Here is a 23,478-nt window from a genome sequence, read left to right on the forward strand (position 1 = left end):
AGCATGACTGATTTTAAGCTAAAATGAGAAGCTCATTTTGATAAAACAAAGCCATAAATATAGTATCATCACATCATTTAAGGCTGGCTGCATTGGTGACACTAAGGTATGCGGAGAATTAAAAAGGAGATTGCTGGCCAACAAATATAAGATAAGCTTGAACGACAACGTTGCCTCGGCCAGCGGTCAAAATGCGCTATGCTTGCGTAAACGTACAGCCCAATCGCTAAAGCTACCCTTGCGCTGATTTGACCTTTGCTCGCAACTACCTGCGCTGCTCTTTGGTGGTTTTGAAAGTTCGTATAAGGAGTTGGTGGTAGACATGCCTAAAAACGGTTGGATCATACAACAACTAACACCTTTTAATCAGTGCTGCTGCTAAACAAAACTGAATTTACGGGGCGTGATTATTCACTTGCCGACGTAGGTAACAAATGTTACCGTTTAGCTTTTTAGCCGAACCTACTTTTGTTAAAAAAATAAATTAATGAAAACGATAAGGCGTTTAATCAAAGCGGGCTTGTTCCTCTTTATAGGTTTCTCCGGCTTCCTTTCAGTAGCGCAAGCCCAGGACCTTCACGAAAAGTTGAGCCTGAATGAGGCCATTTCAGCAGCTTTAGCCAACAACAAAACTATCCGCCTGGCCGGTTTAGACGAGCGTATTGCGGAGTCGGATTACAACCAGACCCAGGCGGTCTACCTGCCACAGGCTGATGTCACCTATGCGGTCATGAGCACCAACAATCCGCTTAATGCTTTTGGTTTTAAACTACAGCAACGCAGTATTACCCAAAATGATTTTAATCCTGCCCTTTTAAACCATCCTTCTGCAACGCCGGATTATATGGCACAGCTGGAGGTTAAGCAGCCATTGCTTAATATCGATATGCTGTACATGCGGAAGGGAGCCGAAAAGCAAACCCAAGTTTACCAATATAAAACCCAGCGCATTAAGGAATATATTACTTTCGAAACCACTAAAGCATTTTTGCAACTGCAGCTGGCTTACCAGGCAGAGAAAGTTTTGACGGAAGCAAGCCAGACTGCAAAGTCGGTATATACTTTCACCGACAATCACTTCAAGCAGGGATTGATCCAAAAGTCAGACTTATTGAATGCCCAGGTTCATGTAACGGCAGTTGAAAGTAGCTTGGCAAAAGCCAAAAGCAGCATCCTTAACGCGTCTGATTACCTCAGCTTGTTAATGGGGCAGCCTACCGGAAAAGCTTATAGCCTTGTTGATCAACCGGAAACAAACTTGCCGGCTATAGATAGTACGCAAAAGGTTTTTGCTACCCGTTCTGATTTTATGGCCATGCAAAGAGCCATTGAAGCATCCGGACTGATGATCAAATCCAGCCAGATGAATTACCTGCCTAAACTGAATGCGTTTGGTAGTTTTCAATATAGCGACAGTCGCTTAGCCGGTTTCGGCGCAAATGCGTATTTGGTTGGAATTCAGTTATCGTGGAATATTTTTTACGGGAATAAAACCAAACATGTCATCGCTTCCCAAAAACTAGAACGAGATAAGCTTTCGGTGCAGTTAGCCCAGCAAAAAGACCAGAGCCAAACGGAGCTGGATAAAGCTTACCGCGACCTTTCTGATGCCAGCTTTGAAGCGGATCAGGATAAGGCTGCCATAGAACAAGCTACCGAGGCCCTGCGAATATTGCAGAACCGTTACCAGCAAGGACTGGTCAACACCACCGATGTGCTGATTGCCGACACCCAGTTATCCCAATTAAAGTTTTCATTAGCTCAAGCGCAGTTTACTGTCAACGTTACCCGCGCTTATATACAATTATTAACAACTACCACCACCAAATAACCATCAGATATGAGCTTACCTATCCATAAAAACAGGGCTTTGCAATTACTAATCGGTATCGGTTTAATGGTCATTAGTTCCTGTTCTTTCAATGAAAAAAAAGACACAGCCACCAGTGCAGATACGGCAATACTGGTTACGGTGAGCCAACCTTTGGCCGATGCAAAACAAGGACTGACTGTAAGCGGGCAGATAGAAGCTGGTCAAACAGCTAATATCAGCACCAGGGTAATGGGCTATATTACAAAGATTGATGTCAAGGTTGGCGACCGCGTTAGTAAAGACCAGCCATTGGCTACAATCAGCAATGACGACATTCTGGCCAAAAGAGCACAAGTTGATGCAATGATTGCCGAAGCTAACGCCGGATACCAAAACGCGCAAAAAGATTATGACCGCTTTACCGCATTGTATAAACAACAAAGCGCCTCAGCCAAAGAACTGGACAATATTACACTGCAGTACCATTCGGCCAAAGCGAGATTAGAAGCGGCGAAACAACAACGCCGGGAAGTAAACGCCATGCTGAGCTATACTAACCTGACCGCTCCTTTTGCCGGCACAGTTACTCAGAAAATGGTGGACGCCGGCAGCATGGCCAGCCCTGGGATGCCGCTATTGACCATTGAACAAAGCCGCAGTTACCAGGTAAGGGCCTCCGTGCCTGAAAGTGAGATCAGTTTGATAGAGGAAAATACACCGGTAACAATAAATATCGACGCTATTCATAAATCAATCAAAGGAACAATAGCACAGATCAGTCAGTCTTCAGAGAACAGCGGCGGCCAGTACCTGATCAAAGCAACTATTCCGGATAACGAAAAGAAAGGTTTGTTCGCCGGTATGTACGCCAATGTGACTATCCCGGTTACACAGCCAGTAAAAACCAATGTAAGTGATCAGGTCATGGTGCCGTTAGCTGCCGTTCAGTATAAAGACCAATTAACCGGATTGTATACCATTGGCAGCAACCACACCGCTTTGCTGCGCTGGGTAAGGCTTGGAAGAACGCAGGGTAACCAGGTAGAAGTATTAAGCGGACTGGCTGCGAATGAACCATTCATCGTGAGCGCGGAAGGTAGATTATACAACGGCGTAGCTGTTAAAATAAAATAAGGATATGAAAGACGGATTTGCAGGAAATATAGCGAAGGCATTCATACAATCGAAATTAACCATACTGTTAATGATCGCCTTTTTACTCATCGGCGGTTACAGTACGTTCTTAATTCCGCGCGAGGAAGAACCCCAGATACAGGTGCCGATGGCCGATATATTTATCGGGTATCCCGGCGCGTCACCAAAAGATGTAGAAACGAAAGTTGCCGCTCCGATGGAGAAAATGATCTCGAATATCAAAGGGGTGGAATACGTATATTCTACCTCCATGCAAGGACAAGCGATGGTGATTGTGCAGTTCAATGTCGGCGAAGACGTGGAACGCTCGTTAGTGAAGCTGTACAGCGAACTGATGAAGAACATGGACAAAATGCCGCAGGGCGTTACACTGCCATTGATCAAAACCAGGGCCATTGACGATGTGCCGGTATTGGGTTTAACCCTCTGGAGCGATAAATATGATGATTACCAGCTGAAACAAATGGGCCAGGAACTGGCAAACGAGATCAAAAAGATCAATGATGTATCGGATGTTAACATTATTGGTGGCCGCAACAGGGAGGTAAAAGTATTGCTTGATAAAAACAAGATGGCGGAGAACCATGTGGACTTTTTATCTCTCAGCAAACAGATACAGGGCAGCAATATGCAATTGCCAGGCGGCACCCTGCTTCAAAAGGATACGGCCTTTTCCGTTGAGACCGGAAATTTTCTGGCCTCTTCGGATGATGTAGGCAATTTAGTGGTGGGCATTAACCAGCAACAACCGGTTTACCTGAAATCTATCGCCAAAGTTGAAGAAGGCGCTGAAACACCAAATCAGTATGTGCTATTTGGTTATGGAAAAGCGGATATTAAAAATTTACAAGCCTTTAAATCCAATTACCCGGCCATCACCCTTTCGGTAGCCAAAAAGAAAGGCGCGGACGCGATGAAGTTATCGGAGCAGATCTTAAATAAAGTTGAGCATTTAAAAAGCGGATTGTTGCCAAACGATGTGCACTTAACCGTTACCCGAAATTACGGCGAAAGCGCGTCGGATAAAGTAGGTGAATTATTGCTTCACCTGTTTATCGCCATCATAGTCGTAACGGTGTTTGTGATGCTAGCCATGGGCTGGCGCGGTGGCCTGGTGGTATTTCTGTCAGTACCGGTAACCTTCGCCCTTACGCTGTTCGCTTATTACTTTATGCACTATACGCTTAACCGTATAACACTATTCGCGCTGGTATTTATCACGGGTATAGTGGTGGATGATTCCATTATCATCGCGGAGAACATGCACCGGCACTTTAAGATGAAGAAGCTGCCGCCATTGCAGGCCGCGATCTATGCCATTAACGAAGTAGGTAACCCAACTATCCTTGCAACTTTTACCGTTATTGCTGCGGTATTGCCGATGGCGTTCGTATCGGGCATGATGGGGCCTTATATGAGCCCGATGCCGATTGGTGCCTCTATCGCCATGATCTTATCGCTGATCGTCGCTTTAACCTGGACCCCATACCTCGGTTACATCTTTTTGCGTGGGAAAGAAAAGCACGGCATCGCACATGAAGAGAACAAACCCAAGCTAATGGAAGAAACCCGGGTCTATAAAATATACCGCTCTTCTATCCAGCCACTACTAGAAACCCGGTGGAAACGCTGGACATTTATCCTGGGCACTGTGGTGATCCTGTTTGCCTCGCTGTCCATGTTTTACACCAAAGCAGTTGCCGTGAAAATGCTGCCCTTTGATAATAAGAATGAGTTCCAAGTGGTGATCGATATGCCGGAAGGCACTACGCTGGAGAAAACACAGGCAGTAGCAAAGGACATCGGCTCCTACATTTCCGGGCAAGCACTGGTCAGAAATTATGAGACCTATATCGGTACCTCAGCACCGATCAGCTTTAACGGTTTGGTGCGCCATTACGATTTAAGAAGAGGCGACAACGTGGCCGACATACAGGTGAACCTCATGGATAAGAAAGATCGGAGTAGCCAAAGTCACGGTATCGCCAAAGAAATGCGCGGCCCGATACAAGCCATCGCTGCGAAATACCATGCGAATGTGAAGATCGTAGAAGTGCCGCCAGGCCCTCCGGTGCTCTCTACTTTAGTGGCCGAAATTTACGGGCCCGACTATAAGGAACAGATCAAAGTTGCCCGGCAGGTAAAAGACCTGATGAACAAAACCGCCAATGTGGTGGATGTGGACTGGATGGTTGAAGACGCCCAGCCCGAATACCATATTGAAGTGAATAAAGAAAAAGCCATGCGTTATGGTATAGCCGCCGCACAGATAGCTGCGACGGTTAACGCCGGCTTATCCGGTATGCCGGTAGGTAATATCGCTCAGCCCGCAGCTTATAACCAAACCGCCATCAAGCTGCAATTGAGCGATGCCGATAAAAGCAGTATAGACGATGTACTAAATTTAAAAGTGATGGGTATGCAGGGGAATGCTGTGCCCATAAAAGATCTGGTTACTGTAATCCGGCAGATCAAGCCGAAAAGCATTTACCGTAAAAACCAGAAAGAAGTGGTTTACGTGCTGGGCGATATGGCAGGTGCCCTGGAAAGTCCCTCATATGCAATCTCCGATGTTTCCGATCATTTAAAAAGCGTGAAAGTTCCTAAAGGCTTCTCGCTGAAAGAGGAATATACCCATCAACCCGATTTGGAAGACAATTACAGCCTGAAATGGGACGGGGAATGGCAGATCACGTTCGAAGTATTTCGGGACCTGGGTATCGCTTTCGCCGTGGTGATCATCATGATCTATATCCTGATCGTAGGCTGGTTCCAGAACTTTACGGTGCCGCTGGTAATGCTGGCCGCAATACCACTATCGCTGATCGGGATCGTTTTGGGCCACTGGATGCTGCACGCTTATTTTACAGCTACCTCGATGATCGGTTTCATCGCCCTGGCCGGTGTAATGGTACGTAACTCCATTTTACTGATCGACTTTATCAATATCAGGCTGGATGAAGGCATCCCGCTTAAACAAGCCATCATTGAAGCCGGCGCGGTACGCACCACACCGATCTTATTGACCGCAGGTGCGGTGGCTTTAGGCGCGGTGATCATTCTATTCGACCCGATCTTCCAGGGCTTGGCCATCTCACTAATGGGCGGTACCATCACCTCCACTTTCCTGACATTGATCGTGGTGCCTTTGCTCTACTTTAAAATGATGCGTAAAACAAAACTTAACCCTAAAATTCAAAAAACATGAAAGAAAGAATCGTTCGTGCCGTTGCCGGCACAATAGTTTTAACCAGTATAGTACTGGCTTACACTGTAAATATTAACTGGCTTTGGTTAGGCGTATTTGTCGGCGTAAACCTTCTGCAATCCGCATTTACCAGATTCTGCCCGTTGGAGTTGATCCTGAAAGCAGCCGGCGTAAAAAATTGAATTATTTGAAATTTAAACGATAAGGACATGAATTTATTTAAGCAATTATTCGGTGGTTCACCCGCAGTTGACCTAAAAGAACTGATCAAAGAAGGTGCTTTGATCATAGATGTACGCACACCCGCCGAGTTTGCCTGTGGACACGCAAAAGGTTCCGTCAATATCCCACTGGATAAGGTAGCTTCCCAGCAGGCCATGTTCAGGGGCAAAAAGAACATTATTGTTTGTTGTCAAAGCGGGGGCAGAAGCGGGCAGGCGAAACTCATACTTGAAAAAAGCGGGTTTACCAATGTGACCAATGGCGGAAGTTGGAATAATGTAGCCCAATACTGTTAACTTAGCAGCATGGACGAACCCGTTAATTTTGTTTTTCAGTTTGAACCGGCCCTGATCAAAGAGATCGAGGAGTTTGGCGAGTTACGATCATTCAAAGACGGTGAACTGGTGATGGATTACGGGAAATATATCCGTATGATGCCGCTCGTAGTTAAAGGCACCTTAAAAGTTCTTAAAAAGGATGATAATGGCAATGAGATTTTATTGTATTATCTATCCAGCAGCGAGAGCTGTTCGATGGCTTATAGCTGTTGCCTGGAAGAGAAGAAAAGTGAAGTAAAAGCCATTGCCGAAGGTGACCTGCAAATCATCGCCATCCCCCATAACAAGCTGGATGAGTGGTTGTGTAACTATCCGAGCTGGAAGAATTATATCATGCGGAGTTTTAACGAGCGCTTCTCAGAAATGCTGAAGTCTATTGAAAGTATCGCATTTCATAAACTGGACGACAGGTTGATCGCCTATCTTAAAGAAAAGAAAAGGCTGTCGGGTTCAAGCGTTGTTAAAGCATCCCATTACCAGATCGCTGACGAACTGGCTACATCGAGAGTCGTGATCTCACGCTTGCTTAAGATACTGGAGAATAATGGCAAGATCCTATTATATCGCAACGAGATTAAACTGCTAAATGATTTTGATTCCTGATTGCCTGCAACTAAGCGGGTATCGAATTCTATGTGTTGTTGATGAATAACTAAACTAAGAATTCAAACATAAGCCATAAGGCTACTTTATGGCCACGAATCGGAAAATCCTGAATTGCTGTCTCCGGCAAGAAGCCTTTCGACTCCAATTGTGATTTATCATAACCTGATGGTACCAGGTTCTTTTCTTCAAGATAGATATTCAATTGACCCTTCTCGGAGGAATGAACATCTGTAAGTTCAAAATAGTCTAAAAGGCCTTCTGGTAGGATTAAACGGACGAGGGTTTCGTATGCTGATGACAAGTGGATGCCTGTTGAGTTTTATATCCACAAAGCAAACACTTTTTTTATTCCCCCACAATTTTTCTGCTTGATCCCCTCATGACCCTGTTTATTTGCGGATTTTGAGTGGGTTTATAACAAAAAAAGCCCCTAAATCATTGATTTAAGGGCTTTTTAAGCGATTTTACGCTGCTTTTGTACCGAGACCGGGAGGCTAATTGAACACATTTATGACTTCCTGATGATTGTAGAGCGGATTCTGCAAAAATATCGGGAAAAAAAATCATGCAATCAAAGTGAATAATTGCTATAGTTTTTCTTATTTAATGTGTTCAATGAATTTAACATGCTGGATTTTTTGAACACCAAATGTCTTATGAAAATAACTATCTTCATACCACTGAATTTTGTCAAAATATTTAATAAAATGTGCCGCCCAATCATACCTTTTAATGCATTCATGCCGGCTGTAGTAATGTTTTTACTCCTGATTGGATGTAATCAAGTACCAAAAAAAGCGGCAAACAAAAATTCGGCACAAATTTTTTCCAGTAAATCCATTGTTAAATCGTCTGTAGCAAAAATTGATTCACCTTTGATATGCGTTGGCTATTCAGACGCAGAAGTTGGAGGATATAATGAGGACAACGGGTTATTTGAGGATTTTATAAATAACAACAAAAACTATTTTAAAGGAAAAAAAAGATTGTCTAATGATTATATAAAAAAGCATTTGTTTCTTAATCCCGATTCCGTCGATATAGGAAATATGCAAAAAGTTTCTATTGATGATTATTTGGCAGATAGGAGTTTCTACATGATAAGTACAATCGTAACAATGCCTCAATACAATGCGATTATTTATGAAGAGATAGGCGATCAAGGAGGGTACAGTTATGGGTCAAAAAAGTATTTAGCCACTATCGACAAAAATGGAAAACTAATTTCCGAGTTAGCTATTGCCAGTTTTCACCACCAGGGTACTTATACAAAAGATGATGGATCAAAAGGAGGGTACTACTCCGGAGACGATGGTTGCATAAGCAAAAATTTAATTATAGATGTAAGGGATAATGATATAAAATATAAAGTGCATGCAAATGGACAAATAGTTAAGTTTTTTTATGTTAAAGCGCATTATGATAGTCTTTTAGCAGCTAATCCTAACAGCGCAGAAATACATCTTAAATACGCCGGTTATCTTACCAATAGGGTCTATAAATACATTATCGACAGCAATAATATAGCCGCAAAAAGACAATATGAGTTGGCTATAAAGATCAATCCCAATTATGCTGATGCATGTGAGCAATATGGTATTTTTCTATGGCGGACTTTTAGAGATACGGTCAACGCACCACGATATTTAAAAAAAGCTGTTGATTTAAACCCACACTCTACAGAATATAAATCAGAGTATAAAGCTTTTTTAAACCGGCATTCAAAAGATAAAGCAATTATAAAAGGTTATGAAAAATTGTTCAAAGGCAGAGATTCTGCTGATTTTGTTCAGCATATGGATTATGCCTACAAACTCTATGATATGAATCTTAAAAATGAAGCACGCAAGCAATACCTAAAAGCTATCCAGCTAAATTCAAATCTGAAAAATAAAATTGATGATCAACTTTTTGGTGTAAAATAATGGCTTAAAGATTGTCTTTACAGTCTTTATGAAAACAGCAAAGAGACAAGCCAAAAGAATAGCAGATCGACCAATAAAAAAGAAAGTTTTAGATAGAAATATGTATGCAGGCAGCGAAGAAGCCTTGGTAAATAAAGTTGTAGAGATAATTGTCAAGATAATTAAGAAAGAGATTGGTTTATAATGAACTGAGGTGTTCAATGCCCAATATTACAAAGTGCACGGGATTGTTAAAAAGTTTAATAGTATAAATTATTGATAATCAAAAAGTTGCTTGTGTTCGACTAACAACAAAGGGGAGAAAGGGAGTTAAACACTTTTGACATTATAAGTACTTGATAATTAGCGAATTAATACTTTAATCAAAGCCACCTTATCAGAAAGTGCAATCAAGATTATTTAAAACAAGAAATGCAAGTTTGTGATAGTCAAACTATCACAAACTTGCATTTCTGTCTAAGTACTCAGAGCGGGAATCGAACTGTGTATGTAAACCCTTGATTTTTAATTCCTTGTAAGGCGGTGTTTAAGCTACTCAATGAATCGTTCAATAAACACATATCGACCTTTACCGATAGTGTTACGAAGATAGTAAAAAAGTTTTTATGGTCAATTCATATTCCTAATAACTTATTTTATACACTCATTGCGAACACCTGATATGAAATAATGAAATAAAAGACAAGAATGGGATAATAGTTGTCATATGGATTAAAGTCCAATTTTTTATATCTTAGGAGCAGCGCCCAAGGAATTCTCGGTGGTTCAATACAACAGCAATCGCATTTTTTCTGTTATAGAAATGCCTATTGATGTTGTGCATTTTTTGCATAAGTTATTGTCTTACCTAAATTAGCAGGCTTTTCAAAAATCTAGCGACCCGACAGTTACTGTTAAGGGAAATCCAATTATGTAACCTGATTTTTTTGTAACTGCTTAGGTAAATTAACTATGGATAAGGCTTTCAATATTGCCAAACCATAAAAAAATCAGTTTTGGCGCGATTTAGGAATTATATCAATTAAACAGACTTTCTAGTTTGATATCATTTTGTACAAGTCCTATTTTATAGCTATTATCTTGTGTGCCAAAGGTCGTAACCATGACAATAAATAATGTTTTGGCAGTTTTAGTCTTGTTTTTAAACACATCTTTTTTATGCACCAAATCTGCCGCATAAGCCTTATCTATTGTGAAAACTGAGTTTGAGAATTTCATTTCACAAATACTGATACAGAAATCCTGACGATCAAACAGTAAATCAATTTGTGCGCCTGGCTGGCCTTTACCCGGAACATATCGCCATGCCGACTCTTCGGTATAAACCCCGGCGATCCCCAACGCCGCTTTAATTTGTTTTATGTGCTTTAAGCAAACGCTTTCAAAAGCTGTACCACTCCAACTTCGCCAGGAAGAACTTGTAGAAAGCTTTATCCAGGTTCCAGCACCAGTTGCACGGCTGTTTTCTATGAATTTAAGATAGAATCTTGAATATTCATCCGATAATTTATAAATGCTGTCGCGTACGTTTTTTTCAAATGGCAAATAGGCGGAAATAAAGCCCGATTCTGTTAGTTCCTCCAATAGCAAGGTAGCCGTTCCACCTGTAGATAAACCACATTCTGCAATAATTTCCTTGCGTGTTAAACCTGATGGTTTATTGGCAAGCGCCCTTACAATAGAAATATGTTTATCTGCTTGGGCAAATAGCGATTGGTACAGATTATTAAACTCATTTTGCAAAATGCCATCTTTTGTAAAACAAATCCGGTCGATATTCTGAGCTGCGCTTTGTCCCGGCGAAATTTCTTTCAAATATTGTGGGATGCCCCCCATAGCCATATATAGCTGTGCAATTTGATAATGGTCCAGATTTATATTGTTGTGTCGCAAATATTCATTTGTTTCAGCAAGTGTAAATGGAAGTAACCGTAGTTTCTTTGTAATCCTGTTATGTAGGCCGCCTTTATTGTTTACTACTTTTTGGATCATCCATGATGCTGCTGATCCACAAATGGTAAGAACCAGGTTGTTTTGTTTTGTTCCCCATGAGTTCCAAAAAAACTCAAACGCAGGTAAAAAGCCAGATTTGGCCGAGCTTAACCAGGGGAACTCATCCAGGAAAATAACACATTTGTTTTTCTTTAATAGCGGCTCTGCATAGTTTTTAAGCATTTGAAAAGCCTGTGTCCAGTTACTTGGAATAGCTGGAGGGATAGGTAATTGCATCCTTTCAGCCAATGTGTTGCTAAAATTTATTAGCTGATCTTTTAATGTTGCATTATGGACACCAGAAAATTCAAAAATAATATGTTTTTGAAAGGATTTTCGGATCAGATAGGTTTTGCCAACTCGCCTTCTGCCAAATATAGCTATCAATTCAGCTTCATTAGATTGCAAAGCCTGCCCGAGTATAAGCTGTTCTTCTATACGACCGATAACTTCTTTCACTTCTATTTTAACTTTGATTTTCCATGCTTGTGAGCAAATCGTATTCTTTATAATCAGCCACAACTATGCAAATATAAATACTTGTGGCTAATTATAAAAACACATAATCAGCCACAAGTCCATTTAAAAAGATGGTTATGGCTGAGTATGATATTGGGCTAATGTTTGTAGATATAGGGTTTCCGGGCTTCGCATTTTGCATTAATCAGATAGGTTTTTGACAGCTTGGAGGACCTATGCTTAAAATTTTTCAAGTATGCTGAATTGGCTTACAAAAGCGTTGCCGAATTAAATCCGCGGCTTAGCTACCGGTATGCGCAGGTACTCATGGGGCTAAACCGGAACCAGGGGGCTTTTGAAACCAAAGTTCGGTTGATCGCCGGTGCGGCGTTTTGTTAAAAAGGTGCAATATACTTTGTTAAAAAGGCGGGTTGATATGGCTCAAATTGATTAATTTATGTCCTTTGAGACAGGTTGTTTCCTGCCTAACTTTGAGGTATGGAAACAAAGGCTGAGCAAAAGCGGATCGTTATCGTGGTGATGTCCGGCAATATGTTGCTAAACTTTGCAGGACCGTCAGATGTGTTTACCCATGCGAACAGTTGTTTAACGGCAGCCGGTTTACCGGCGGGTTATGAGGTGATGATCGCGGCGCCTGTCCCCGATCGTAAATTGACAGGCAGCACCGGCGTCGAAATTCATTGTCCGTATTACGCTTTGGAGATCGTTCAACCCATCGACACGCTGATCATTGCAGGGAATGATCGTAGTGCGGACGGTATAAATCGCTTTGCCGGGTTCCACCGGTGGCTGGGCGAAATAGATACTTGTAAAATCAGGCGTATCGCTTCGGTTTGTGGCGGGGCGTTTGCGTTGGCACAGGCAGGCTTGCTGGATGGTAAAAAAGCGACCACCCATTGGGAACGGACCATGCACCTTCAAAAAGATTATCCAAGAATACAGGTAGCAGGCGACCAATTCTTTGTTAAGGATGGCAATATTTATACTTCCGCCGGTGTTTCCTCCGGTATTGATCTGTCTTTGGCCATGGTGGAAGAAGATTATGGGCGCGAAGTTGCCATCCGGGTAGCCCGTAAGCTGGTCTTTTACTTGAGCCGGCCGGGGTTTCAGTCGCAATTTGGTACCCTGCTTCCCGTATATGAAGCCGAGAATATCGGTGCGAAGGTACAGCACTGGTTAAAGAATCGTTTGCATGAGCCGTTGGATGTAGCCGGTATGGCGGATCATTTTAACATGAGCACGCGGAACTTTACCCGTGTATTTCATAAACATACGGGTATTCCACCTGCGAAATTTATTGAAAAGCAAAGGGTGGAAGCGGCCCGTAAATTATTAGAAGATACGGATATACCTTTAGAACGAATAGCTGAACGTTGCGGCTTGGTTAACCTGGTAGGGATGCGGCGTACCTTTTTGCGGCACCTTAATGTGACGCCTTCTGATTACCGGCGGACTTTCCGGACGGCCTTGAAAGATGCGGGTATCGCAGAATTACTCATTTCATAAAAAATAATATAACATGAAAATAGCTATCAATGGTTTCGGTCGCATAGGCCGGATGACTTTACGCGCGCTGCAATCTCACCCTGACGTAGAAGTTGTGGCCGTCAATGACCTGACGGATGTGGCAACGCTTGCGCATCTCTTAAAATATGATACCGCACATGGCCGCTTCCCCGCGGAGGTGGCCACGGAAGGCGATACTTTAAAAGCTAATGGTAAAAATATCAGGATGTTTAAGGAAAAGGACCCCACGAAATTGCCCTGGGGCGAATTGGGTATTGATGCGGTGATCGAATCAACGGGCCGGTTCACGGACAAAGCGGCGGCGCAGGCGCATATTGATGCAGGAGCCAGGAAGGTCTTGATCACGGCACCGGCTACCGGTGGCGTGAAGACCATCGTGCACGGCGTAAATAATGAACTAATCGGTGGCGACCAGATCTATTCTACCGCGTCGTGTACCACCGGCAGTATCGCGCCTGTACTACTGGCGCTGGATAATGAATTTGGTATCGAATCGGGTTATATGGTTACTGTTCATGCTTTCACAGCTGATCAGAACCTGCAGGATGCGCCGCATAAAGACCTGCGCCGTGCGCGGGCCGCGGCTTATTCCATCATCCCGACCACGACCGGGGCGGCAAAGGCCATCGGGAATGTACTGCCGAGTTTGAAGGGGAAGATGGATGGCTATTCCTATCGCGTACCGGTGATCGACGGTTCGATCGTTGATCTATCCATCAACCTGGATAGGGAAGTGACAGCGGCTGAGGTAAACGACGTTTTAAAACGTTACGCCGATACCTCGCTTAAAGGTATCATGGAATATACCGAAGAGCCTTTTGTTTCCGCTGATATCTTAGGCAACACCCATTCGTCGATCGTGGACGGCGGAATGACAAAAGCCATGGGCAAACTGGTTAAGGTTGTCGCCTGGTATGATAATGAGGTGGGCATATCCAACCGGATTGCAGAATTGGTTTCCCTGATATGATTTCTGTTATGGCAGATGATTTGTTATCCGTAGTCAGGGACGACCCAGTGACACTGGAAAACTGCTGATCATCCGATGAACGGGAGCGCTTTTGCCATCCTGACGCCGTGCAGATTGAATAGCCGAACACGCTCACGCGTAACCTGGCCAATCGAAATCTGCAGGAACTAAAAGCGGCGTCTTGTCGCGGCTTTTAGTTCCTGCAAAAAGACAGTCAGGGGGTGGTACGGCTGTTTCAGTGCGGCAATACCGTCATAGCGGAAATAATCTGGCGGGCAGGCTGAACGTAGCTTTGGGTAATATTCAAGTGTTTCCAGTCTTGCAAGGCCTTAATATTGTTTATCTGGGTGTCGGCCTGTACTCATCATTTTTCCTGCTATGACAGCCCCATTCGTGCTGGGTCAAATCGCGTTGACCCATAAAATTTCGTGAACCTTTTGCTGCTTTTGATTTTTGCTTTACGTCAAAAGCATACATTGACAAAAAAAACGCTTTCTTAGCGGCTTATATCATTCTTCAAACTGTTACCATTGGGTAAAAAACGTATATAAACCGGCGGTAGCCTTAACGCACAGCCACTGTTGCCGGTAAGACGTCCACGATCCGCCGGTTCAGGCTGCATTATCCCGTCCATGGCTCGCCGGGTAATACCCCAACGTACCAGTAAAAATTCCACAACTTTCTAATATCTCCGGTTAAAGTTGACTTACCGGTACTTTTCATGCTTTAATCAAAAAGATGCAAAAGCCTTTAACCCACCGTTAAAGGCTTTCCATTAGCCAACTTCGCTGTTGCGTTTAGCCGACAACCGGTAATGAGCCGCCATCAATCGCATAATTGCTGCCGGTAAGATAAGCCGCCGACGGTGATACCAAAAAATGGATTAATTGAGCGACTTCTTCCGGCTCAGCCATGCGCCCCATCGGGATGCCGCCGGTTTGTGCCATCAGTTGTTTCATTCCTTCCTCTGGGGTGATACCTGCTGAAGCTGCGTAATCATTCAAAAACTTGACCATTGGTTCTGTTCTGGTAGCTCCGGGTGACACGGTCAGTACGCGTATACCTTTATCGGCCAGTTCTGTAGCCAGGGCTTTGCTGTAACTGTTCAGTGCAGCTTTAGCTACCGCATAAGCCATATTCAGGTTCCAGAGCGCTTGTTTACCGGCGACAGAAGAGATATGGATGACCACCCCGCTTTGCTGTCTGATCATTTGCGGCAGTAAGATCCTGTCAAGCCTGATAGCGGAGATCAGGTTCAGGTCCAATTCCTGTTGCCAATGGGCATCGCTTAAGGTACCGTGGCCACCGCCCGGCGTGGTCAGGCCGCCTACGTTATTGATCAGGATATCAATCCCGCCGAATGTATCCGCGATCTCCTTCGCAAGCCCGGCTACCTGGTCGGCATCTGTCAGATCTGCCGCGATGAAATGATGGGATTTCACTTCCGGTTTCGTCCTGGCGCTTACGATCACCTGTGCACCCGCAGTCGCTAATTCATCGGCGATCGCTTTACCAATACCTTTGGTGCCACCGGTTACCAACGCCTTTTTTCCATTTAGATCTTTTGTTTCCATGTCGTGTACTTTGATATTCTGAAACATTTGTTTTAGAATTCGTTAAAAAAAATTATTTAGTTAATTGTTTAATGAAATATTCCGCCATACGCTTGATTTTGACCGGGTCGCGATGCAGGATGAAGGATTCATACCAGCCGGTCCAGGTACTGTTAAAATAATCTGCGAGCAAAGCCGGGTCTTCATCATTGCGGATCTCGCCATGGTCCATGGCTTTTTTGATCAGGTTATGTAAGAACTGGTAAGAGCGCTGATCGTCGGCAGCCAGTATCTGTTTTACGCGCTGATCATTGGTAGCCACCTCGAATGCGCTTTTAACGGCCATGCAACTGTCTTCGCCATTGATGATCACGTTCACCGCTTCATGAATGTAGTCGACCAGAACGGCTAATGGCGACCTTTTGCTTGCCAAACGTTTGTCCCAATCCTGTTTTCGGATGTCCGTATAGTGCTGCACACAACGTACGAACAGTTCCTGTTTGTCACCTATCGTATTGTACAGGCTGCTGCTGTTGATGTGCATGGCATCCGTCAGGTCACGAAGCGAGGTCGCGTGATAACCTTTCTTCCAGAAAACTTCCATTGCTTTCCGGATAGCGAGCGATTCGTCAAATTCTACGTTCCTGGCCATGACGATGCAAAGATAGATAAATCTGAAACAATTGTTTCAGATTTGCGTCATAAATGCTCCGTAAACGATTATGACGCCCTCACACGGCTTTCGCGCTTTTGGCTACAATCTGGCGACTTTGTTTACAGGTGTGCAACATGGAAGCCCCAACTTTGCTGTCATCAAAAACAGCAAACATGGAAGCCCCAACATAACACAGTCCTGATCATCGGCAGTACCAGCGGCTTCGGTTTGTAGTTCGCCTCCCGGCTCGTAGCAATGGGTAATACCGTCATCATCACCGGCAGGAATGCTCAAAAACTGGAGGACACCCGGTAAAAGTTACCGGCAGTGCACACCACACAAAGCGATGTCAGCAAAGCAGAAGATATTATCGAGCTGTTCGAAACTGGTCGAAAAAGCCAAGGGAAAGCTTTCTATGACCGAACTATCCGTCAGTGAATTGCCTGCAGCCCGGGTTTCGGGGATTCCCAATCCTTCAGCAAACTGTTCAAAAAATAAAACACGGAAGCCTCCGCCGGAGTTCAGGTCGCATTTAAGTAATTGGCGTTAAAATGGGACTGATTTGACAGAAGCCGGCCTGCGGCCTGTTAACTTTGCGACCTGGCAACGATCAACTATTCAGTGCTCGACCTGGCAACGGTCATCCAGGGACACACCATTGCAGATAGTTTTAATTATAGCGTGGCGAATGCACAACAGGCGGAGGCTTTAGGCTACACGCGTTACTGGTTCAGCCGAACCTCATCATATGGTGAGCGTCGCCAGTTCTGCTACTGAATAGATATCCCGACTTTTTACCATCCCCTCATGGCGTACTTGAAGTGCATGGCATCGAGCCAGATAACCAGGTACACAGTTTCCAGAGGACGATTCTGCCATTCCTTGATGGAGTTCAATCAATTCAGTTCGGCAATTCTGCCAGAATCTATTGCTGCATTGCCCCGTTGGACGATAATATCCGCTATATCTTTCATCGTGCATATTGATTACGTTAATGCAATATTGCTACAACAACTATCTTCCAATATTATCCCCCGCTATCAAATTATTAAAAAAAGTTTGACGGTGTCTAAAAAGTTTCTACTTTTATATCGTAATAGACCAGAATAGACCAGTTAAATCAAAAATCAATTATGAAAAGAAAAGTACCTAAAACACTGGGGCTTGCTATGTTTTGCTGTGTTATGTTATGCAGCATTCAACAAGCTTTTTCCCAGCAGCTTAAATCAATTTCGGGGCTCGTGAAGGATGAGCAGGGGATACCTATGCCCTCGGTAGGTGTAAGCCTTGTGGGCACTTCGCAAGGCACCGTTACCAGTACTGATGGGGCTTATAAGATCAGTGCGCCCCAAAATGCCACTCTTTTATTTTCTTTTATCGGTTATGAAAAACAAACGGTAAAAGTCACCGCCAACTGGGATGGGAACGTAATCATGGTCCCGGATAAAAAAACAAAAAACCTGAATGAGGTTGTTGTGGTAGCCTACGGTACGCAAAAAAAAGCTAACCTGACCGGTTCGGTAGCCTCAATAGGCTCAAAGGAGCTGCAGGACAGGCCCGTTACCAATCTTAATGACGCTTTGCAGGGCACCATGGCCGGTGTTACCGTTACTACAACCGGCGGACAGCCGGGCACTTCGGGTAACATTAATATCCGCGGTATCGGAACGTTAAACAACAGCGATCCGATGGTGGTGGTTGATGGGATCATTGGTAGTTTATCAGATGTGAGCCCGAATGATGTGCAGTCTGTTTCAGTATTGAAGGATGCGGCATCAGCGTCAATTTACGGATCGAGAGCTGCTAATGGCGTGATACTGATCTCTACCAAACGCGGTAAAAGCGGCAAAATGCAGGTAAACTATAATGGTTATTTTGGTAACCAGAAACCATCGAACCTGCCCGATTTTTTACCATCGTGGCAGGCGGCTACCCTTTACAATCAGGCTCTGGCCAACGAAGGTCAAACTCCTTACTGGACAGCCGACGACATCACCAAGTTTAAAGATCAAACTGACCCTGATACGCACCCCAATACCGACTGGCAAGGTTTCCTATACAAAGGGAGCGGCTTTCAGCAAAATCATGCTGTCCATATCAGCGGGGGAGATGAGAAAACCCAGTACGCCTTTTCACTCGGTTATTTTCAGCAGGATGGTATTATCGCGAAATCAAATTTCAAAAGATATTCTACCCGTATGAATATCAATTCGGCCTTAACAAAAAAATTTAATATTAACGCCAACTTATCGTTCTTATACGCGCCAACTGAAGCGCCTGATGGTTTGGGTGGCGGCGATATCGGCGGTATTATAGGTACAACGGCTGCCATGAGCAGCACAGTGGTAAACCAGTATAAAAACGGAGTTTATAACTACCTGTCGTTTGGTAACCCTATTGCCTGGCTTAATTCGCCGGGGTATAACAATAATCAAAATACGCTTTTTACAGGTAATGTGGGCGCTGTTTGGGAACCGCTTAAGGGTTTGCATTTCAAGCCATCATTTGCGTATAGGTACAATGCCAACCCCGCGCAGGAATTTAAACCGGCGGATGTTTACTATGATCCGAAAAATCCTTCATCGGTACTGACTACCATTAGCCAAAGTTCACTGGCTAATGCTAATGTGGTTAACAGCTACTACAACCTGCAGGGTTTGCTGGAGTATGACAGGACTTTTGGTAAACATAGTATCAATGCATTAGCGGGCGCTTCGCAAGAACTTACCAATTACCAGTATCTGTATGCCCACAGGCAAAACTTTTTAAATGGTTCATTGTCACAAATTGACGCGGCACCATCCTTAGGTCAGCAAAATGCCGGTACAGCCAGTCAATTAGCTCTGTTGTCATATTTTGGCCGCGTAAGGTATTCGTACGATGATAAGTATTTGCTGGAAGCTAACATTCGTGACGATGGTTCATCGCGTTTTGCCAGGGGGCAGCAATGGGGCGTATTCCCTTCTTTTTCGGCGGGTTGGAATATCTCGAAAGAATCGTTTTTCGAATCTTTATCCAATACTATTCCCCTTCTTAAGCTAAGAGCTTCATGGGGTAAATTGGGTAACCAAACTTTGGTAAATCCTAATAACAGCAGCCAAACTTTGGCCAGCATGGGGGCGCTGAATATTGTTAGCCCTTACCCTGCTATTTCCGTTATTTCGGGCGGGCAAAATTATTCATTTAACCAAACCCTGGCACCGGGTATCGCACTTAATAACGGCGCTAATCCCCTGATCACCTGGGAAAAATCGACCACTACCGACGTTGGCTTCGATATGGAACTGCTGAACAGCAAATTAAGTTTCACAGCCGATTACTTTGTTAAAAACACCAACGATATCCTGCTGCAACTGCCTGCCAGCAATGTTTATGGTTTTACCACACCTTACCAAAACGCAGGCTCGGTGCGCAACAAAGGCTGGGAGTTTGCCGCCGTGTACCGCGATAAAATCGGTAGTGTTTCGTACAACATAGCGGTAAACGCGTCATTCATAGCCAATAAAATAACTGATTTGGCAGGTACCGGCTCTATCTCGAGCGGACTGGTTGTTGGCGAGCCTATCAAAGCCTTTTACGGTTACCAGGTTGAAGGTATTTTTCAGACACAACAACAGGTAGCCCAGCATGCTAAACAAAGCGGTGGTGTTATTGGTCCAGGCGATTTGATGTACAAAGATATCAGCGGGCCTAACGGCACACCCGATGGTGTTATTGATGGTAACGACCGTGTATACCTGGGTACACCTTTCCCAAAAACAACATTTGGTTTTACACTTGGCGCTGGCTGGCATGGTTTTAATGTAAGTGCTTTTTTCCAGGGAGCTTTGGGTGTTAAAAACTATGTTCAGGGCTTCGAGTTAGGTTCATTGCAACAGCCTAACATCGGCAATCCAACTAAGGCATTGCTCGATGCCTGGACTCCGGAAAATACTTCGGCTACTTTCCCAAGGTTATGGTCAACGTATTCGCAAAATAATCCGCAGAGCTTTGTGTCATCTTTTTGGGTTAGGAATGCTTCTTATTTAAGGCTCAAAAATTTATTGATAAGCTATAACATTCCAGGCAAGCCACTGCAGCGAATAGGCGTGAAAGGAGTGAGGATTTATTACAGCGGGCAGAATATCCTCACGTTCACCAGCTTTTATAAATGGGTTGATCCTGAAACCAGCGCCGGTAACAACGCGTACGGATCTTATCCGCAGTTAAAAACTAATACCCTTGGTATCGAGGTATCATTTTAATTATTAAAAAAATGTCGATGAAAAAATTATTCATAACCGTAATTATATTAGGTTCGGTGGCCGCCTCGGGATGCAGAAAGGCTTTCCTGGACAGAGCGCCATTAGATTCGTACACCAATACTGTACTCTGGAAATCATCCAACGATGCCCTTGCTGCTTTAAATGGCTGCTATTCTAAATGGGGAGGCAGCAATAACGGTTACTACGGAGTTTTTGCCGATAATAACTCTGATAACACGTTCGATCAGTTCCCCTGGGAAAACTGGTTGTCGCTTTCGGCGGGGATAGCAACCCCAACCAATACGGGATACTCGAAATGGAATTATAAATGTATCCAAACCTGTAACTGGTTTTTGGATAACGTTGGCAGCACCAACATGGATGCCACATTAAAGGCCAGGCTTATTGCTGAGGCCCGTTTTTTAAGGGCTTACGAGTATTTTACGCTTAGCCAGTTATATGGCGCAGTTCCGCTGGTTGAGCACAATGTTTCGCCCGATGAGGCCAATAAAACGGTACAGGCAACCAAGGCTGATGTTGTAGCCTATATACTTAAAGAACTTACTGCCATTGCGCCCGATCTGCCGGTTAGCTATCCAGGTGGTGATATTGGCCGTGTAACCCGTGGTGCTGCCATTGCTTTAAAAGCCAGGATTGAGCTTTTTAATAAAATGTACACCGAGTGTATTGCCGATTGCCAGGCGTTGATGGCGCCGCCGTTTACCTATAGCATTTATCCAAGCTATGTTAATCTGTTCCGCCAGCCTTTTGCTGACAACCAGGAAGTGATACTGGATGTTCAATTTAAAGCGAGCGATAATAACTTTGGATGGGCCAGGAATATGACCATCAACTCATTGGGAGGCTATAACTCCATAGCTCCAACCCAAAGCCTGGTAGATGCTTATGAAACAAGCAACGGTAAAACCATTGATGATCCGGCATCGGGATATGATCCAACGCAACCTTATAAAAACCGCGATCCGAGGTTGAGCGCAACCGTTTTTTATCCGGGTGCGCAATATAGCAGCAGGTTGCCTTACGGGCAGTACTATGATCCTCTGTCAGGCAGTCCTAAAACTATCGACCATTGGGGCGATAACAATTGTAGTCCATCTGCTTATGGTTTAAGGAAATATACTCCTGTAATTGCCGACTTCCCGAACATGGACCAGGTAGGCATGAATGTAATTCTGATTCGTTTTGCCGAAATTAAATTGATGGATGCCGAAGCCAAGATCGAAAGCAATAAAATCGATGCTACGGTATATGATGATATCAACTCGGTACGAAAACGTCCTGACGTAAACATGCCTGCTGTTGATCAGGCCAAATATAACGACCAGGCAAGTTTACGCACCTTATTACGCCGTGAACGTCGGGTTGAGCTGGCAGTTGAAGGCTTGAGGTGGTTTGATATCCAGCGCTGGCAAATTGGTCAGCAGGTAATGAACGGGCAGGTTACCGGCAGTTTGCAAGGGAGCGTGCGCCAAACTAATGGCGCGCTGACCCTTACGCCGGGCACTACTATTAAAGTAGGAACACCGCGTGTATTTAATGCAGCTAAAAATTACTTGTTCCCAATACCTCAAACGGAGATAGATTTGAATAAAAATCTAAAACAAAATCCCGGGTATTAATTAAAATACAAATGTTTGGCAGCCCCGGCTGCCAAACATTTGTATCCGATCGGAATTACAGGCCGATTGGTAACGGCGAAAAAGAGCAACGGGTTTGCCGCCTTTTTCTTACTTTGGCTAAAATGTGCTGGCACAATGGATAAAATTTTTCAGGAGATCAAAAAGCTTACAGATATCCCTTCCTATTCCAAACACGATAGGTTTGTGCAGGGCATTATCAACGCTATTAACGAGAAGGTTATAGGTCAGGACGAGATGCTGCCATCTGTAAACAAGTTGATTAAGGAGTTGGGGTTTTCGAGGGAGACGATCATTAAAGCGTATCGTGAACTGATTAGCAGGGGCATTGTTGAATCCAAAAACAGGCATGGCTATTTTGTGGCCAACAGTAACGCGGAACAAACACTGAATGTAGCCCTGTTAATGTATAATCTGGATAGCTTTGAAGAGCAGTTTTACCGCAATTTTCGTCATGAGCTTGGTCCTAATATCCGGTTGAACCCTTACTTTCACCATGGTGATATTGAGATATTCGAAACCATTCTTAACCAGATCAGGGGAAAATATGGCATGTATGTAATAGCGCCTATCCCTCATCCAAAAACAAAAGAACTGCTGGGAGCTATCCCACCAAATAAATTCCTGATGTTTGACAGGTATGAACCTGTGGATGGCGATTTTAGCCACATTACCCAGGAGTTTGGCCAATCATCATACCGTATCTTCGCCGAACTGGCCCCTAAGATCAAAAAGTTCAATGAGATTATATTTTATCATTCGCCGGCGTCGCTCGATCCGAAAGAGATCGTGCCATCGTTTAAGAAATTCCTGAAGGATTTTAACATCAAAGGGCGTATCATTAAGGAGTATACCCATGGTTCGGTTGAAAAGGGGAAAGTTTATTTTACTTTAGACAACTTTGCTTTATGGCAAATTATGCGCGATTGTAAAAGCATGCAACTTATTCCCGGTGAAGATGTGGGTGTACTATCGAGCAATGATGAGCCGGCCAAAGAGATCATCGGCATTACTACTTTTTCGGCCGATTTTGCCCGTATGGGTACACTGGCCGGGCGGGCTATCGTCAATAAAGAGAAGATCAGCTTAACGATGCCAACCATTTTATTTGAACGGAGCACACTTTAATTCT

At 44.0% G+C, this 23,478-nt stretch carries 16 protein-coding genes; 13 read left to right on the forward strand and 3 right to left on the reverse strand.

Annotation, left to right across the window (positions count from 1 at the left end; all coding sequences use genetic code 11):
* Positions 1–487: 487 nt before the first annotated feature.
* From FHW88_RS27090 to FHW88_RS27125, 8 genes are all read left to right on the forward strand, one after another.
* Positions 488–1,831 carry a TolC family protein gene (locus FHW88_RS27090; protein ID WP_176628685.1) on the forward strand — a complete coding sequence of 448 codons (1,344 nt, stop codon included), beginning with the start codon at positions 488–490 and terminating at the stop codon, positions 1,829–1,831.
* A gap of 9 nt (positions 1,832–1,840) precedes the next feature.
* Positions 1,841–2,947: an efflux RND transporter periplasmic adaptor subunit gene (locus tag FHW88_RS27095; protein ID WP_176628686.1), complete on the forward strand. Its 1,107-nt coding sequence runs from the start codon at positions 1,841–1,843 to the stop codon at positions 2,945–2,947.
* A gap of 4 nt (positions 2,948–2,951) precedes the next feature.
* A complete protein-coding gene (locus FHW88_RS27100; protein ID WP_176628687.1) occupies positions 2,952–6,176 on the forward strand; it encodes an efflux RND transporter permease subunit in 3,225 nt (1,074 codons plus the stop codon).
* Positions 6,173–6,358 carry a DUF2892 domain-containing protein gene (locus FHW88_RS27105; RefSeq protein ID WP_176628688.1) on the forward strand — a complete coding sequence of 62 codons (186 nt, stop codon included), beginning with the start codon at positions 6,173–6,175 and terminating at the stop codon, positions 6,356–6,358. Before FHW88_RS27100 ends, FHW88_RS27105 begins: the two co-directional genes overlap by 4 nt.
* A gap of 27 nt (positions 6,359–6,385) precedes the next feature.
* Complete coding sequence (locus FHW88_RS27110) at positions 6,386–6,694, forward strand: rhodanese-like domain-containing protein (protein ID WP_176628689.1); 309 nt, start codon at positions 6,386–6,388, stop codon at positions 6,692–6,694.
* A 9-nt stretch (positions 6,695–6,703) separates the two neighbouring features.
* Positions 6,704–7,339 (forward strand): Crp/Fnr family transcriptional regulator, encoded by a 636-nt coding sequence (locus tag FHW88_RS27115; protein WP_176628690.1) that lies wholly within the window; start codon positions 6,704–6,706, stop codon positions 7,337–7,339.
* Positions 7,340–8,082: 743 nt separating this feature from the next.
* Positions 8,083–9,267: a tetratricopeptide repeat protein gene (locus FHW88_RS27120; RefSeq protein ID WP_176628691.1), complete on the forward strand. Its 1,185-nt coding sequence runs from the start codon at positions 8,083–8,085 to the stop codon at positions 9,265–9,267.
* Between the two features lie 28 nt (positions 9,268–9,295).
* Positions 9,296–9,451 carry a hypothetical protein gene (locus FHW88_RS27125; RefSeq protein WP_175490082.1) on the forward strand — a complete coding sequence of 52 codons (156 nt, stop codon included), beginning with the start codon at positions 9,296–9,298 and terminating at the stop codon, positions 9,449–9,451.
* A gap of 833 nt (positions 9,452–10,284) precedes the next feature.
* Here FHW88_RS27125 and FHW88_RS27130 read toward each other — a convergent pair.
* Positions 10,285–11,781 (reverse strand): AAA family ATPase, encoded by a 1,497-nt coding sequence (locus tag FHW88_RS27130; protein ID WP_255485460.1) that lies wholly within the window; start codon positions 11,779–11,781, stop codon positions 10,285–10,287.
* A 435-nt stretch (positions 11,782–12,216) separates the two neighbouring features.
* On the opposite strand from FHW88_RS27130, the gene FHW88_RS27135 reads away from it, so the two are divergent.
* Positions 12,217–13,245: a GlxA family transcriptional regulator gene (locus tag FHW88_RS27135; protein WP_176628692.1), complete on the forward strand. Its 1,029-nt coding sequence runs from the start codon at positions 12,217–12,219 to the stop codon at positions 13,243–13,245.
* Between the two features lie 13 nt (positions 13,246–13,258).
* A complete protein-coding gene (gap, locus tag FHW88_RS27140; protein WP_176628693.1) occupies positions 13,259–14,236 on the forward strand; it encodes a type I glyceraldehyde-3-phosphate dehydrogenase in 978 nt (325 codons plus the stop codon).
* A gap of 797 nt (positions 14,237–15,033) precedes the next feature.
* On the opposite strand, the gene FHW88_RS27145 is transcribed toward gap, so the two are convergent.
* Entirely contained in the window at positions 15,034–15,810 is a 777-nt protein-coding gene (locus FHW88_RS27145; protein ID WP_176628694.1) for an SDR family oxidoreductase, read from the reverse strand.
* Between the two features lie 52 nt (positions 15,811–15,862).
* Entirely contained in the window at positions 15,863–16,441 is a 579-nt protein-coding gene (locus FHW88_RS27150) for a TetR/AcrR family transcriptional regulator (protein ID WP_176628695.1), read from the reverse strand.
* 1,136 nt (positions 16,442–17,577) lie between these two features.
* Here FHW88_RS27150 and FHW88_RS27155 point away from each other — a divergent pair.
* From FHW88_RS27155 to FHW88_RS27165, 3 genes are all read left to right on the forward strand, one after another.
* Positions 17,578–20,688 carry a SusC/RagA family TonB-linked outer membrane protein gene (locus FHW88_RS27155; protein ID WP_176628696.1) on the forward strand — a complete coding sequence of 1,037 codons (3,111 nt, stop codon included), beginning with the start codon at positions 17,578–17,580 and terminating at the stop codon, positions 20,686–20,688.
* 17 nt (positions 20,689–20,705) lie between these two features.
* A complete protein-coding gene (locus FHW88_RS27160; protein WP_176628697.1) occupies positions 20,706–22,328 on the forward strand; it encodes a RagB/SusD family nutrient uptake outer membrane protein in 1,623 nt (540 codons plus the stop codon).
* A 135-nt stretch (positions 22,329–22,463) separates the two neighbouring features.
* The gene (locus FHW88_RS27165) at positions 22,464–23,474 is read left to right on the forward strand and encodes a winged helix-turn-helix domain-containing protein (RefSeq protein WP_176628698.1); all 1,011 of its coding nucleotides are present in this window, start codon (positions 22,464–22,466) and stop codon (positions 23,472–23,474) included.
* The last annotated feature ends 4 nt before the right edge of the window (positions 23,475–23,478 follow it).

The organism is Mucilaginibacter sp. SG538B, from assembly GCF_013376065.1.
GTDB lineage: Bacteria > Bacteroidota > Bacteroidia > Sphingobacteriales > Sphingobacteriaceae > Mucilaginibacter > Mucilaginibacter rubeus.